Origin of the sequence: Pseudomonas defluvii, from assembly GCF_001695625.1 — a bacterium.
Classification (GTDB): domain Bacteria; phylum Pseudomonadota; class Gammaproteobacteria; order Pseudomonadales; family Pseudomonadaceae; genus Aquipseudomonas; species Aquipseudomonas defluvii.
This window is the reverse complement of sequence record NZ_MBPN01000114.1, coordinates 1-14,633: the sequence shown is the minus strand read 5'-3', so window position 1 is coordinate 14,633 and position 14,633 is coordinate 1. Positions and strand designations below refer to the sequence as shown.

Below are 14,633 nucleotides of genomic sequence, written 5' to 3'. Positions count from 1 at the left end.
GCAACCCGGTGCGGATCCGCGCGGTGATTTCCAACCGCGCCGATGCCTACGGCCTGCAACGCGCCCGCGATGCAGGCATCGACACCGCCGTACTCGACCACAAGGCCTTCGATGGCCGCGAGGCGTTCGATGCGGCGTTGATCGAGCTGATCGACGGCTACTCACCGCAACTGGTCGTACTGGCCGGGTTCATGCGCATTCTCAGTGCCGGATTCGTCCGCCACTATCAGGGCCGGCTGTTGAACATCCACCCCTCCCTACTGCCCAAGTACAAGGGCCTGCACACCCATCAACGCGCGCTGGAAGCTGGCGATCGCGAACATGGCTGCAGTGTCCACTTCGTCACCGAGGAACTCGACGGCGGACCACTGGTCGTACAAGCAGTAATACCGGTAGAGTTGGACGACACGCCAGAAAGCCTGGCACAAAGGGTTCACCGCCAGGAACATCAGATTTACCCGCTGGCTGTTCGCTGGTTCGCTGAAGGTCGTTTACGCTTGGGCGAAACCGGTGCGTTAATGGATGGCCAGCCTCTGGCGGCCAGCGGCCACTTGATTCGACCCTAGGAGATTTTATGCGTCGCGCCCTGCTTTTCGCCCTCGCCGTGCTTGCGTTACCGCTTCAGGCAGCCGAGCTGAAGCCCTACTCGGCCAGCTACACCGCCGACTGGAAACAGCTGCCCATGAGCGGCACCGCCGAGCGCAGCCTGGTCAAGAATGCCAACGGTACCTGGAGCCTCAACTTCAAGGCCGCGATGATGATCGCGAGCCTGACCGAGCAAAGCACCTTGCGCATGGACAAGGACACCCTGCTGCCACAAACCTACCACTTCGAACGTGGCGGCTTGGGCAAGGCGAAAAAAGTTGATCTGGACTTCGACTGGTCAAGCAACATGATCACCGGCACCGACCGTGGAGATGCCGTAAAGCTGCCACTCAACCGTGGCGTGCTGGACAAGTCCTCGTATCAGCTTGCACTGCAACATGACGTTGCCGCTGGCAAGAAAAGCATCAGCTACCAAGTGGTCGATGGCGACGAGATCGACACCTACGACTTCCGCGTCCTGGGCACCGAGAAAGTCTCGACCAAGGCCGGCCAGGTTGACGCCATCAAGGTCGAGCGCGTACGCGACCCAAGCCAGAGCAAGCGCATCACTGAACTGTGGTTCGCCAAGGACTGGGACTACCTGCTGGTGCAACTGCGCCAGGTTGAAACCGACGGTAAGGAATACGTGATCATACTGCAGGACGGTACGGTCGACGGAAAACCTGTCAAAGGCAACTGAAGCCCGACAGCACACCTGAAACCCCACGCTGTGCGGGGTTTTTAGTATCAGCGCCAATAACGACAAACCCCGCCGAAGCGGGGTTTGTCACTTTACCACATCAGATCATCAGGGATCTGATAGGCCGCGTACGGATCATCGGCATCCGGCTCCTCAACCTGAGTGTTGAGCAGGACAATACGCTTGGGATCGCGCTCCTGGATCTTCAGCGCAGCTTCACGTGGAATCACTTCGTAACCTCCACCGTGATGAACGATAGCCAACGAGCCACTGCTCAGCTTGCTCCGCATCAGGGCGTTGACCGACAGGCGCTTGACCTTCTTGTCGTCCACGAAGTTGTAGTAGTCCTCAGTGTTCAGCTTGGGCAAGCGCGACACTTCAATCAGTTGCTTGACCTGAGCAGCACGGGCCTTCTGCTCGGCCTTCTCCTGCTGCTGACGGTTCAGCTCCTGGTCGCGCTTGGCCTTCTCGGCCATGGCTTCCTTGGCCAGACGCTGCTGGGTGTCATCAACTTCTACCTGGCCTTTATGCTCCAGGCGTTTTTGCTTCTTCTGCTCTTTGGTGACCTGCTTGACCTGCTTCTGGTTGACCAGACCGGCCTTGAGCAATTGGTCACGAAGGGAAAGACTCATGGATGCTTACTCACTTATGCAACAGTTCAGCCGCAGCTGGACAGGTTCTTTTCCTGACGTTTGGCCTCGCCCCAGAGCGCGTCCAAGTCTTCGAGGGTGCAATCTTCGATCGGACGGCCCATATCGCGCAATGCCTGTTCGATAAAACGGAAGCGTCTTTCGAACTTGCCATTGGCGCCACGCAGCGCGGTTTCCGGATCGACTTTCACATGCCGCGCCAGATTGACGGCGGCAAACAACAAGTCGCCCACCTCGTCGGCCAATGCCGCCGGGTCATTGTCGGCCATGGCCTGGAGCACTTCATCGAGCTCCTCACGGACCTTGTCCAACACAGGCAAGGCATCAGGCCAGTCAAAGCCGACCTGAGCCGCACGTTTTTGCAGCTTGGCCGCTCGCGACAAGGCCGGCAAGGCTGCCGGCACGTCATCGAGCAGCGACAACTGCTCAGGCTCGGCCTTCTCGGCGCGCTCCTGAGCCTTGATTTCTTCCCAGCGCTGCTTGACCTGGCCTTCATCGAGGCGCGGCGTATCCAGCGGCGCATACAGCTCCCCCGTTGGAAACACATGGGGATGACGACGAATCAGTTTGCGAGTGATGCTATCGACTACAGCCTCAAACTCGAAGCGCCCCTCCTCCCGGGCCAATTGGCTGTAATACACCACCTGAAACAGCAGATCGCCCAACTCACCTTGCAGGTGCTCGAAATCACTGCGTTCGATGGCATCAGCCACCTCGTAGGCTTCTTCAAGCGTGTAGGGAACAATGCTCGCGTAGGTCTGCTTGAGGTCCCACGGGCAACCGTACTGCGGATCACGCAGGCGCGCCATGAGATGAAGCAAGTCGTCTAGGGTGTACATCTTGGGTTCTCTGTGTCGGAGGGCCTGGCATCATCGCCCGCACTGCAGCTCCCGGGGAAACTGGCAGTGCAGGCGAAAGCACCTCAGGAAGTACGATTACGCCGCGTCTCGATGATGTTCGGCAACTGCGAAATACGCCCCAACAAACGTCCTAGTGCATCAAGCCCCGGGATTTCGATGGTCAGCGACATCAGCGCAGTGTTGTCTTCCTTGTTCGAGCGGGTGTTGACCGCCAGCACGTTGATCTTCTCGTTAAGTAGCACTTGAGAGACGTCACGCAGCAAGCCCGGACGATCATAGGCACGGATGACGATATCCACCGGATACGTCTGCACCGGTACCGGCCCCCAGCTTACCTGGATGATCCGCTCCGGCTCACGCCCGGCCAACTGCAACGCCGAAGCGCAATCCTGACGGTGGATGGTCACGCCGCGGCCCTGGGTGATATAGCCAACGATGGCATCCCCCGGCAGCGGCTGGCAGCAACCCGCCATCTGCGTCAGCAGGTTACCCACGCCCTGGATCTGGATATCACCGCGCTTGCCCGGTTTGATACCGGTCGCCTTGCGGGTGATGAACTCCAGTTGCTCAACACGCTCCGGTTCCACCAGTTGCTGTGCGGCGTTGACCAAATGGGCCAGGCGCAAGTCGCCGGCGCCCAACGAGGCAAACATATCCTCGGCGGTCTTGACGTTGGCTTTTTCCGCCAGGCGCTCAAAGTCCACCTGGGGCAGACCGAGCCGCGTGAGCTCACGCTCAAGCAAGGTCTTGCCTGCGGCAACGTTCTGATCACGAGCCTGCAGCTTGAACCAGTGTACGATCTTGGCCCGTGCCCGCGAGGTGGTGACATAGCCCAGGTTCGTGTTCAGCCAGTCACGGCTCGGATTACCGTGCTTGCTGGTGATGATTTCGACCTGCTCACCGGTCTGCAGGCTGTAGTTGAGGGGTACGATCCGCCCATTGATCTTGGCGCCGCGGCAGTTGTGGCCAATTTCAGTATGCACGCGGTAGGCGAAGTCGAGCGGGGTCGCGCCCTTGGGCAGGTCAATGGCATGCCCGTCCGGGGTAAAGACATAGACCCGATCCGGCTCGATGTCGACCCGCAACTGTTCAGCCAGGCCACCAATATCGCCCAGCTCTTCATGCCACTCGAGGACCTGACGCAGCCAGGAAATTTTCTCTTCATAGTGGTTGGAGCTGGATTTGACATCCGTGCCCTTGTAGCGCCAATGCGCACAGACGCCGAGCTCGGCCTCTTCATGCATGGCGTGGGTACGGATCTGAACCTCCAGTACCTTGCCCTCTGGGCCGATAACCGCAGTATGCAGGGAGCGGTAACCGTTCTCCTTGGGGTTGGCGATGTAGTCGTCGAACTCCTTGGGAATGTGCCGCCAAAGGGTATGCACGATACCCAGCGCGGTGTAACAGTCGCGCATTTCCGGAACCAGCACGCGCACCGCCCGCACGTCGTAGATCTGGCTGAACTCCAGGCCCTTGCGCTGCATTTTGCGCCAGATCGAATAGATATGCTTGGCACGGCCACTGATGTCAGCCTTGACCCCGGTGGCCAGCAGTTCGTTCTGCAACTGGTTCATGACATCAGAAATGAAGCGCTCACGATCCAGCCGGCGCTCATGCAGCAACTTGGCGATCTGCTTGTACTGTTCAGGCTCCAGGTAGCGGAAGGACAGGTCTTCCAGCTCCCACTTGATATGCCCGATACCCAGGCGATGCGCCAACGGCGCGTAGATATCGAACACTTCGCGGGCGACCCGGTGGCGCTTCTCGTCGTCGGCACTCTTCACCGCACGGATCGCACACGTGCGCTCAGCCAGCTTGATCAGGGCCACGCGCACATCGTCAACCATGGCCACGAGCATCCTGCGCAGGTTTTCAACCTGCGCCTGAGAGCCAAGTACCAAGGAATGACGCGGATTGAGGCTATCGGTGATGGCCGCCATACGCAGCACACCATCGATCAGCTTGGACACGACCTGACCAAAGCGCTGGCCCACCTCGGCCAGGGTTACCTTGCCTTCGCGCACAGAGCGATAGATGACCGCGGCCACCAGAGAATCCTGATCAAGCTTCAGATCAGCGAGAATTTCCGCGATCTCAAGCCCGGCCTGAAAACTCGACGTACCGTCGGCCCAGGAATGCTTGGCCGGGTTGCCCTTTTTCTCGACATCCTGGGTGAACTCACAGGCGGCCTTGAGGGCTTCCCGGTCCAGCGCCGTATCGACGCTGACCACATGATCCAGCCATGCCTCGAGATTGATACTACCGTCGGTGTTGACCGGCTGGTGCACTCTCACCTGTACCATCTTTGTTTACCTTTCCCTACCGCGCATACGTAATGCGCTTGAAATCACAGGCGTTGCCCCTGCCGGATCCAAGGGGCAACCGCCGAACGGGCTTGCTACGCTAGCCCGCCTCGAATAACGCCATGGCCTCGACATGGGCCGTCTGAGGAAACATGTCGAGTATCCCGGCACACTTTAACCGGTAACCCTGCCCGAGCAACGCTTGGGTATCGCGCGCCAGAGTGGCCGGGTTACACGAAACATAGACCAGACGCTTGGCACCCAGGTTCGCAATATTTCTGACCACCTCAAGCGCACCGTCCCGTGGTGGATCCAAGAGTACCGCAGAAAAGCCCTCACTGGCCCACTCCATGCCTGCCAGAGGTTGGGACAAATCGGCCTGAAAAAAGCGCACGTTATGCAAATTATTACTGCGGGCGTTTTCCGCGGCACGCTCGACCATGGTCTGCACCCCTTCCACCGCCACGACTTCGCGGGCTTGTCGGGCGAGTGGCAAAGCGAAGTTACCCAGGCCGCAGAACAGGTCAAGCACACGCTCGTCATTCTGCGGTGCCAACCAGGCCAGTGCCTGTTCGATCATCGCGGTATTGACCTGGGCATTGACCTGAACGAAGTCACCTGGGCGGTAGGCCAGCTCCAGGCCCCGCGGCTCAAGAACAAAACCCAACGCCTGGCTCGGATCAACCGCGGTCGGCTCACCCTCTCCCTGCAACCAGAGTTGCACGCCAGCGTCGTTACAGAACGCCTGCAGTTGCTGTAGATCGCCCTCCGTCAGCGGAGCGGTATGGCGCAGCAACAGCGCCAGCGCCGTACCGCTGAACAATTCGACATGGCCGATCACTTGAGGTTTGCGCAAGCCGCGCAACACGGCAGGCAACTGCTGCATGATCGGCTGCAGGGCGTCGACCAGTACCGGACATTCATCGATCGCAACGATATCCTGACTGGCCTCGGCACGGAAACCAACCTCCAGGTGTTTGGCGCGGGCATCCCAACGCACTGCAACGCGCGCACGCCGCCGGTAGCCGAACTCAGGCCCACTCAGCGGCGGCGCCCAGTGCTCAGGCTCAACGCCAGCTACACGCTGCAACTGTTCCGCGAGCAGGCGCTGCTTGAGCGCCAACTGCTCGGCATGGGGCAGGTGCTGCAGGTTGCAGCCACCGCAACGGGCCGCATGCGCGCAAGGGGCCGTACGCCGCAGCGGGCTGGCGCTGAATACACGCTCCAGACGTGCCTCGACCACCTTGCCATGGGCGCTGAGCACCCGCGCTTCGACCTCTTCACCCGCCAGCGCACCGCTGACAAACCAGGTACGCCCCTCAACAAATGCGATGCCACGGCCGTCGCCGGACAAGCGTTCGAGTGTCAGGCGCTGCTTCTTGCCAACAGGAACCTGTGGGGTACGGCTGCCGCCGGCCGGCTGAAAGCGCAGGCCGCTATTACGTTTATTCTTGGACATCAGTTACCAGCGTCAAAAATGCCGGTCGACAGGTAACGGTCGCCACGGTCGCAAATGATCGCCACCATGACCGCGTTCTCTACCTCGCGAGACAGGCGCAACATGGCCGCCACGGCACCGCCAGAGGACACGCCACAGAAAATACCTTCTTCACGGGCCAGACGGCGGGTGGTGTCTTCTGCCTCGGCCTGGGACATATCGACCACACGGTCAACGCGCTCGGCCTCGAAGATTTTCGGCAGGTACTCGTGCGGCCAACGGCGAATGCCAGGAATAGCAGAACCTTCCATCGGCTGCAGGCCGACGATCTGCACCGCCGGGTTCTGCTCCTTCAGGTAGCGCGAGCAGCCCATGATGGTACCGGTGGTACCCATGGAGCTGATGAAATGGGTAATGGTGCCCTGGGTCTGGCGCCAGATTTCCGGGCCAGTGCTGACGTAATGGGCTTCAGGGTTGTCACCATTGCCGAACTGGTCGAGCACCTGGCCACGGCCTTCGGCCTGCAGCCGCCCGGCCAGATCACGGGCACCTTCCATGCCCTCTTCCTTACTGACCAGGATCAGCTCGGCACCGTAGGCGGTCATGGCCGCCTTGCGCTCGGCGCTGGAGTTGTCCGGCATGATCAGAATCATCTTGTAGCCCTTGATCGCCGCTGCCATGGCCAGGGCAATCCCGGTATTACCCGAGGTCGCTTCGATCAGGGTGTCACCCGGCTTGATCTGCCCGCGCAGTTCGGCACGGGTAATCATCGACAACGCTGGCCGGTCCTTGACCGAACCTGCCGGGTTATTGCCTTCAAGCTTGAGCAGGAGGGTGTTGCTCGTATCGCCAGCAATGCGCTGCAGGCGAACCAAGGGCGTGTTGCCGACGCAATCGGCGATCGTAGGGTACTGCAAGGTCATGGCGTATTCGCAATCCAGACTGCGGGGGTATTCATCATACCGGCAAACGGCGTGCGCCCATATCACGCAATGTATGCTCCTTATAGCCTTGAGCTATAAGCTCGGTTGCAGCAGGCAATTGCATCAGCAGCCGCAGGCCTTCATCAGTATTCTGCGCCCATAGCTGCCCGCCTTGGCGCGTCAGCGCATTGCGGGCGATGCTTAATCCCAGGCCAAAGCCGCCATCACCGGGGCGTGAACCATCCAACCGGGCGAAAGGATCGAAAATACGTTCCAGTTCGCCCTTGGCAACGCCGCCCCCCTGATCGTCTATCCAGAGGACCCACAGGCTGCCGCTACGGCGCCCACCCAGACGAATCACACCTTCGGCAGGTGAATGCCGAATGGCATTGCGCAGAATGTTTTCCAATGCCTGGGCCAGACTGTTGAGGTTACCCAGCACCCAGCAGGAGCCGTCCAGCGAGCACTGCAGTTGATCCGCCGACCAGCCACTTTCAAAGCAGGCATCCTCGACCAGCATCTCCCACAGTGCCTGAACCTGGATCGGCTCTCTGGTCAGAGGGCTTTGCTCAGCATCAAGCCATGCCAGTTGCAGCGCATCTTCAACCAGCCGCTGCATGCCGTCGACCTCGCGGCTCAAGCGCTCACGCAAGCCCCGCTCATCAACCTCCGAGTCACAGGCAACACGCAACCGACTGAGGGGCGTACGCAACTCATGAGACAAGTCTCGCAGCAACTGCTGCTGCAACATAACGGTACGTTGTAGCCGTTGGGCCATATCATCGAATGCACGCCCCAGTTCGCCGAGCTCATCACGCCGGCTGGTAGTCGTACTGGCTACCCGCGCTGAAAGCTGATTGGCCCGCCAGGCGTTGGCCTGGTGACGCAGTTGGTTCAACGGCATGATCAACATGCGGTAAAGCCCGACACAGAACAGTAACGTCAACAGACCAGGAATCAGCCCGTTGATAACCACGGCCCAGAGCAGCGTGACATGGCGCTGGGGCATCAATCGCTGCGGCAACTCGATGACCAGACTGCCCTGAGTGGCGTCCAGGGGAAAAGGCAGCTTGATCCAAGGGGGCTGCGTGGCGCGGCGACTGATCGGCCAATCCACGCCGCGCAGGGCGGTCAGGTGCTGGCTTTCGGCGTCACTCAAAGGCAGGCTGCCAAGGGATTGTAAATCATGGCCAATGACCCCGACCCAGACACCTTCACGGCGACGCATACCTGCCAGCCAAGCATCGACCGCCGCCTCTGCGCCCCGTCGCCAGGCCTGTTCGGCCTCTGCTGCATACGCTTCGAGCGTTGCCCGTGCGGTGCTTGAGAGAAAGGCTGTGCGGGTCTCCATTTGACGGCCCCAGGTCCAGCTCAACGCGATCATCAACAGGCAGAAGCCCACCAGCAGAACGGCCAGCTTCCAGAACAGTGAATAACGACCGGGCACTTAACCGGCCTCGACAGCGCTGAGCCGGTAGCCTTTGCCCCAAACAGTCAGCACTTGCCGCTCCTGGTAACCAATACTCTTCAGTTTGCGGCGAATCTGGCTCACATGCATATCCAGGCTACGATCGTGCCGGGAATAACCGCGCTGCAGCACCTGCTGGTAGAGGAACGGCTTGCTCAGTACCTCTTCGACATTGCGCTGAAGGGTTTCCAGCAGACGGTATTCACTGGGGGTCAGCCCGGCCCAGCGCTGCTCGAAACACACATCAGTGATCCGCTCATCGAACAGCAATCCGCCTGAAAGCATCGGCTCGGGTTGCTGGTAGCGTCGCTCCAGTGCAACCCGGCGCAGGATCGCTTCGACCCGCACCCGCAACTCAGCAATGCTGAAGGGCTTGGGCAAGTAATCGTCCGCGCCTCGCTGAAAGCCACTGATACGGTCGGCCTCCGCGCCCAGGGCGGACATCAGAATGACCGGTGTCGAACTGCAAGCACGCAACTGCGACAAGGCATCCAGGCCATTCAAGCCCGGCAACAGGATGTCCATCAACACGACATCGAACGGCTCACGCGTTGCCAGCGCCAACCCCTCACCACCATCCCGGCACCAGGTCACCCGAAAGCCACTGCGTTGCATCTGTTCATGCAGGTAGCTACCCAGGACCGGGTCGTCTTCGATTGCAAGAATGTTGGGGACAGGCGTAGTTACGGGACTCATCGGTAGACGCTAGTAATTCTCAATAACATGATTATTCAGATTACATACGTATCAAGCAACCAATTACCGACAAACATCTAGGAAAATTCCTACAAAAAGATAAAAGTAGATACAAATGAGTGCATTGCTTCAGTAGTCGCGGTAATTTTCCGACTTGGGCCGCCACTTGGATCTTACGGCGTCTTACAGCAACTGCCTAAGCACAGGAGAGTGGCGTGCTGAATAGATTGGGTATCAGAAGCCGTGTGCTGTTGCTCGCGCTCTTGCCGACCAGCCTGATGGCGCTGGTACTGGGTGGCTATTTCACCTGGCTGCAGCAAAACGAGTTGCAGACCCAACTGCTGCAACGCGGCAAGATGATTGCTGAGCAACTGGCCCCTTTGGTGGCACCGGCACTGGTCAGCAACAACCCCGCACAACTGGAGCGCATCGCCGCCCAGGCCCTGGAACAAGCAGATGTACGTGCGGTAGGTTTTCTTGCGCCCGACCGCAGCAGCCTTGCCCATGCCGGACCGAGCATGCTCAACCAGGCACCCAGTGGCGACACAACCCAGTTGTTGCAGCGCAGCGGCAGCGATGCGACGCGCTATCTGCTACCGGTATTTGGCCGCCATCGCGATCTGGCGGGCGAATTGATTCCCGGCGAATCCCACCGCCTGCTCGGCTGGGTGGAAGTCGAACTGTCCCATGACGGCACACTCCTACGGGGCTACCGCAGCCTCTTTGCCAGCATGCTGCTGATTTTCATCGGCCTGGTTGTAACCGCCCTGGTTGCCTTGCGCATAAGCCGGACCATTAACGGCCCTCTAGGGCAGATCAAGCATGCGGTGAACCAGCTCAAGGACGGCAACCTAGAGCAACGCCTACCTAGGCTGGGGAGTTACGAACTGGATGAGCTGGCCGACGGCATCAACCGCATGGCCCAAACCCTGCAAAACGCCCATGAAGAACTGCAGCACAGCATCGACCAGGCAACAGAGGATGTTCGTCAGAACCTGGAAACCATCGAGATCCAGAACATCGAACTGGATATGGCGCGTAAGGAAGCCCTGGAAGCCAGCCGGATCAAGTCAGAGTTTCTGGCCAACATGAGCCATGAGATCCGCACCCCGCTCAATGGCATCCTCGGTTTTACCCACCTGCTGCAGAAAAGCGAGCTGAGCCCGCGCCAGCTTGAGTACCTGGGCACCATTGAGAAGTCTGCCGACAACCTGCTGGGCATCATCAACGAGATTCTCGACTTCTCGAAAATCGAGGCTGGGAAACTGGTGCTCGACAGTATTCCGTTCAACCTGCGCGACGTCATTCAGGAAACCCTGACCATTCTCGCCCCTTCGGCCCACGCCAAGCAGCTTGAACTGGTCAGCGTGATTTACCGCGACACCCCATTGTCGCTGGTTGGTGACCCGCTGCGACTGAAGCAGATCATCACTAACCTGGTCAGCAACGCCATCAAGTTCACGCGTGAGGGCACCATCGTCGCACGAGTGATGCTAGAGGATGACGACGATGATCAGGAGGACAGTGTCCACCTGCGCATCAGCGTTCAGGACACAGGCATCGGGCTGTCGCCGCAAGACGTGCGCGCCCTGTTCCAGGCATTCAGCCAAGCCGATAACTCCCTCTCCCGCCAGCCAGGCGGAACGGGGCTGGGGCTGGTGATTTCCAAGCGACTGATTGAACAGATGGGCGGCGAAATTGGTGTCGACAGTACCCCGGGCGAAGGCTCTCAGTTCTGGGTCAGCCTACGCTTGCCTAAAGCCCTGGATGATGCTGAAGACCTGCCGCCATCGTCGCTGCAGGGACGCCGCACCGCCATAATCGACCCGCACCCCCTGGCGTGCCAGGCCCTGCAGCACCAACTGCAGGACTGCGGGCTGAGCATTACGGTGTTCAACACGCTCGATCAGTTGCTCAATGGCATGGATGCGGCTCGCCTGGCCGGCCAGCCATTTGAGTTGGCGGTGCTCGGCGTAAGCCTTGCCAACCTGTCCCCTGAGCGACTTGGTCAGCACGTGCAAACCCTCGAAAAACAGGGTTGCCAGACCATGGTGCTGTGCCCGACCACCGAGCAACGCGCGTTTCAAGCCTGCCTGCCGAACCCGCACAGCCAATTGCAAGTCAAACCAACCTGTACCCGCAAACTGCGCCGCGCTCTGCTGGATTTGACCGAACCACGACGAAGTGAGGCAGAACTGACGCGTCAAGTGCCGGGGCAGCGCCAACCCAAAGTGCTGTGTGTCGACGACAACCCTGCCAACCTGCTCCTGGTACAAACACTGTTGGAAGACCTTGGCGCCTCGGTAGAGGCCGTCGATAGCGGCAGCGCGGCGATCAAGGCGGTACAGGAGGACTGCTTCGACCTCGTTCTGATGGACGTACAGATGCCGGGCATGGACGGACGCGAATGCACCGAACAAATACGTCTCTGGGAAACCGCAAGCGATAGCGCAGCGCTACCGATCGTGGCACTGACCGCCCACGCGATGGCCAACGAAAAACTCGCCTTGCTGCACAGCGGTATGGACGACTACCTGACCAAGCCAGTCAGTGAGCGGCAATTGGCCCAGGTCCTGCTGAAATGGACGGGGCTCTCACTGGCCAAGCCGCCTGTGGAACGTTTCAGCGAGCGCCCGGTCGACAGTGCCGAACTCAAAGTACTCGACCCGGAAGAAGGCCTGCGTCTGGCCGCAGGTAAACCGGACCTGGCGGCTGACATGCTGGCAATGCTGCTGGCCTCACTGGACGCCGACCGCGATGCCATCCGTACCGCACGCCATGCGAGTGACCGCACCGCGCTGATCGAACGGGTTCACCGTCTCAATGGCGCCACCCGCTATTGTGGTGTGCCGCAACTGCGCGCCGCCTGCCAGCGCTGCGAGACGTTACTTAAACAAAATGCGCCGCAAGCCCAACAGGCCCTCGACGAACTGGATCGCGCCCTTGCCCGGCTCAGCGCCCAGGCGCGGCTAAGCGCCTGACCTGAGGCAAAGCCAGCGGCGTGGCGGTTGTTTAAACTGGCGGCATTCGATGCCAAGGAGCTTTGCCATGCGCGCACTATTTTTCAGCAGCCAGACATACGACCAGGAGAGTTTCCGTGCCGCGCCCGCCATTGAAGGGCTGACCCTGAACTTCCAGGCTGCGCGCCTGACCGAGGCTACCGCCATGCTGGCGGCAGGCCATGAGATTGTCTGCGCCTTCATCAACGATGATTTATCAGCACCGGTGCTGGAGCATCTGGCGGCCGGTGGCACGCGGCTGATCGCCTTGCGCTCGGCCGGCTATAACCATATTGACCTGAAGGCCGCCAAACGCCTGGGGCTGAGCGTGGTGCGCGTACCGGCCTATTCACCGCACGCCGTCGCCGAACACGCCGTGGCCTTGATTCTGGCCCTCAATCGACGCCTGCACCGGGCCTATAACCGCACCCGCGAAGGCGACTTCAGCCTGCATGGGCTGACAGGCTTCGACCTCTACGGCAAAACCGTCGGGGTGATCGGTACCGGCCAGATAGGCTTGGCCTTTGCACGGATCATGGCCGGCTTCGGCTGCCAGCTACTGGCCTACGACCCCTTCCCCAACCCTCAAATGCAGGACCTTGGCGCACGCTACCTGCCGTTGCCGGAGTTGTTGGCTCAGGCACGCATCGTCAGCCTGCATTGCCCCTTGACCGAGCAAACCCGCCACCTGATCAATCAGCGGAGCCTGGCGTTGATGCAACGCGGGTCGATGTTGATCAACACCGGCCGTGGCGCGCTGGTGGACACCCCAGCTCTGAGTGATGCCCTGAAAAGCGGCCAACTCGGCTACCTGGGCCTGGACGTCTACGAGGAAGAAGCACAGCTGTTCTTTGAAGATCGCTCCGACCAACCTCTACAGGATGATGTGCTGGCGCGGCTGCTGACCTACCCCAACGTGATCATCACCGCCCACCAGGCGTTCCTTACTCATGAAGCCCTGGCCGCCATTGCCCAGACCACCTTGGAAAACATTGCCCGCTGGGCGGTCGGGAATCCGCAGAATCTGGTCGAAGGTTGATGCTAGGATACGCGGCAGATTTGGAGGACCCATGGTCGAACACGATTTCCGCTACAACCTGTTTAATCCGCAACACACCCTGATCGAATGCCGCTCTCTGGCACCAGGTCGCTACCAGGTCACTGGCAATGGTGGCTCAATCCACAATGACGATGTCTTGCTGGTGACCCTCAAGGGCAGCAAGAGCCTGTCAATGCGCCTGACCGTGGAAAAAGTACGCCACCTGATCAACCCGCCCGGTCAATGGGTAGCCGTGGCCAGTGGCCCGGTCTTCGGCGAACTGGCGATCCATCAGTGGCAAGTCAACTGCGACAGCTGCCAGGCCAGCCTCGACTTCGAGTTCGCGGTAGACGCCAAGCTGGGCAACAAGGCCCAACAACCCGCCGCCGTGGCGCGTATTGCCGAACTGGGTTGGACCACCCAGGGCGACAAACATACGTGCCCGAAATGCCGGGGGCAGGCGCAGTGAAACAACTTCTGTTATCGGCCCTGGCAGCCGCAGGCCTGGTCGGCTGCGCTGCCGAGCCAATGAAGCTGGAGCAGGAGCAAAGCTACATACTGGAATGGATTGGCGAACGGCCACTGATGGACTACAGCCACCTGACGCTGACCTTGGCAGCCGATGGCCGGGCGTATGGCAATGCGGGCTGCAACCACTGGTTCGCGCCGTATCAGCTGGACGGAAACAAACTGAGCTTCGGTAAAATTGGCAGCACCCGCAAGCGCTGCGCACCGGCACTGATGGAACAGGAGCAACGTTTCCTGCAGGCATTGGGAGAGGTCGAACGCTGGGACATCTCGCCAATCGAACAGGTACGGTTCTGGCCAGCACAAGGCAAGCCACTGCGTTTTTGGCCTGAAGAAGGCTAAGTACCCGTCATGTTCTGCAGGGGCCGGCATTGCTGGCCCCTGCAGGGACGCGCAAACCACTGCCTGGCTGCGCGGGATACCGACGGATCAGGCGCCCTTGAG

General features: G+C 60.1%; 13 protein-coding genes. 6 read left to right on the top strand and 7 right to left on the bottom strand.

What is annotated here, in order from left to right:
• Together purN and EKA13_RS22485 are read left to right on the top strand one after the other, a co-directional pair.
• A partial coding sequence (purN, locus tag EKA13_RS22490; RefSeq protein ID WP_065761447.1) for a phosphoribosylglycinamide formyltransferase occupies positions 1 to 566 on the top strand: 566 nt, incomplete at its 5' end.
• Between the two features lie 8 nt (positions 567 to 574).
• Positions 575 to 1,285, top strand: a complete 711-nt coding sequence (locus tag EKA13_RS22485) for a DUF3108 domain-containing protein (protein WP_065761445.1) — start codon at positions 575 to 577, stop codon at positions 1,283 to 1,285.
• Positions 1,286 to 1,377: 92 nt separating this feature from the next.
• Here the strand turns inward: EKA13_RS22485 and EKA13_RS22480 are convergent, their stop codons facing one another.
• The 7 genes from EKA13_RS22480 to EKA13_RS22450 form a co-directional block, all read right to left on the bottom strand.
• Positions 1,378 to 1,917, bottom strand: coding sequence for a DUF2058 domain-containing protein (locus EKA13_RS22480; protein WP_065761444.1), 540 nt, complete (start codon positions 1,915 to 1,917; stop codon positions 1,378 to 1,380).
• A 26-nt stretch (positions 1,918 to 1,943) separates the two neighbouring features.
• Positions 1,944 to 2,774: a nucleoside triphosphate pyrophosphohydrolase gene (gene mazG, locus EKA13_RS22475; protein WP_065761443.1), complete on the bottom strand. Its 831-nt coding sequence runs from the start codon at positions 2,772 to 2,774 to the stop codon at positions 1,944 to 1,946.
• 83 nt (positions 2,775 to 2,857) lie between these two features.
• Complete coding sequence (gene relA / locus EKA13_RS22470) at positions 2,858 to 5,098, bottom strand: GTP diphosphokinase (protein ID WP_065761442.1); 2,241 nt, start codon at positions 5,096 to 5,098, stop codon at positions 2,858 to 2,860.
• Positions 5,099 to 5,198: 100 nt separating this feature from the next.
• Positions 5,199 to 6,557, bottom strand: a complete 1,359-nt coding sequence (gene rlmD / locus EKA13_RS22465) for a 23S rRNA (uracil(1939)-C(5))-methyltransferase RlmD (RefSeq protein ID WP_065761441.1) — start codon at positions 6,555 to 6,557, stop codon at positions 5,199 to 5,201.
• On the bottom strand, positions 6,557 to 7,459 hold the full coding sequence (gene cysM, locus EKA13_RS22460) for a cysteine synthase CysM (RefSeq protein ID WP_065761440.1): 903 nt from the start codon (positions 7,457 to 7,459) through the stop codon (positions 6,557 to 6,559). Before cysM ends, rlmD begins: the two co-directional genes overlap by 1 nt.
• Before the next feature lie 34 nt (positions 7,460 to 7,493).
• Positions 7,494 to 8,906 carry a sensor histidine kinase gene (locus EKA13_RS22455; RefSeq protein WP_065761439.1) on the bottom strand — a complete coding sequence of 471 codons (1,413 nt, stop codon included), beginning with the start codon at positions 8,904 to 8,906 and terminating at the stop codon, positions 7,494 to 7,496.
• Positions 8,907 to 9,623 carry a response regulator transcription factor gene (locus EKA13_RS22450; RefSeq protein ID WP_065761438.1) on the bottom strand — a complete coding sequence of 239 codons (717 nt, stop codon included), beginning with the start codon at positions 9,621 to 9,623 and terminating at the stop codon, positions 8,907 to 8,909.
• A 215-nt stretch (positions 9,624 to 9,838) separates the two neighbouring features.
• Here EKA13_RS22450 and EKA13_RS22445 point away from each other — a divergent pair, with 215 nt between their 5' ends.
• The 4 genes from EKA13_RS22445 to EKA13_RS22430 all read left to right on the top strand — a co-directional run bounded on the left by EKA13_RS22445 (position 9,839) and on the right by EKA13_RS22430 (position 14,531).
• On the top strand, positions 9,839 to 12,604 hold the full coding sequence (locus EKA13_RS22445) for a response regulator (protein ID WP_065761437.1): 2,766 nt from the start codon (positions 9,839 to 9,841) through the stop codon (positions 12,602 to 12,604).
• Positions 12,605 to 12,671: 67 nt separating this feature from the next.
• Positions 12,672 to 13,661, top strand: a complete 990-nt coding sequence (locus EKA13_RS22440; RefSeq protein ID WP_065761436.1) for a 2-hydroxyacid dehydrogenase — start codon at positions 12,672 to 12,674, stop codon at positions 13,659 to 13,661.
• Between the two features lie 31 nt (positions 13,662 to 13,692).
• Positions 13,693 to 14,130 carry a hypothetical protein gene (locus EKA13_RS22435; RefSeq protein ID WP_065761435.1) on the top strand — a complete coding sequence of 146 codons (438 nt, stop codon included), beginning with the start codon at positions 13,693 to 13,695 and terminating at the stop codon, positions 14,128 to 14,130.
• Positions 14,127 to 14,531: an META domain-containing protein gene (locus tag EKA13_RS22430; RefSeq protein ID WP_065761446.1), complete on the top strand. Its 405-nt coding sequence runs from the start codon at positions 14,127 to 14,129 to the stop codon at positions 14,529 to 14,531. The genes EKA13_RS22435 and EKA13_RS22430 overlap by 4 nt, the downstream gene beginning before the upstream one ends.
• The last annotated feature ends 102 nt before the right edge of the window (positions 14,532 to 14,633 follow it).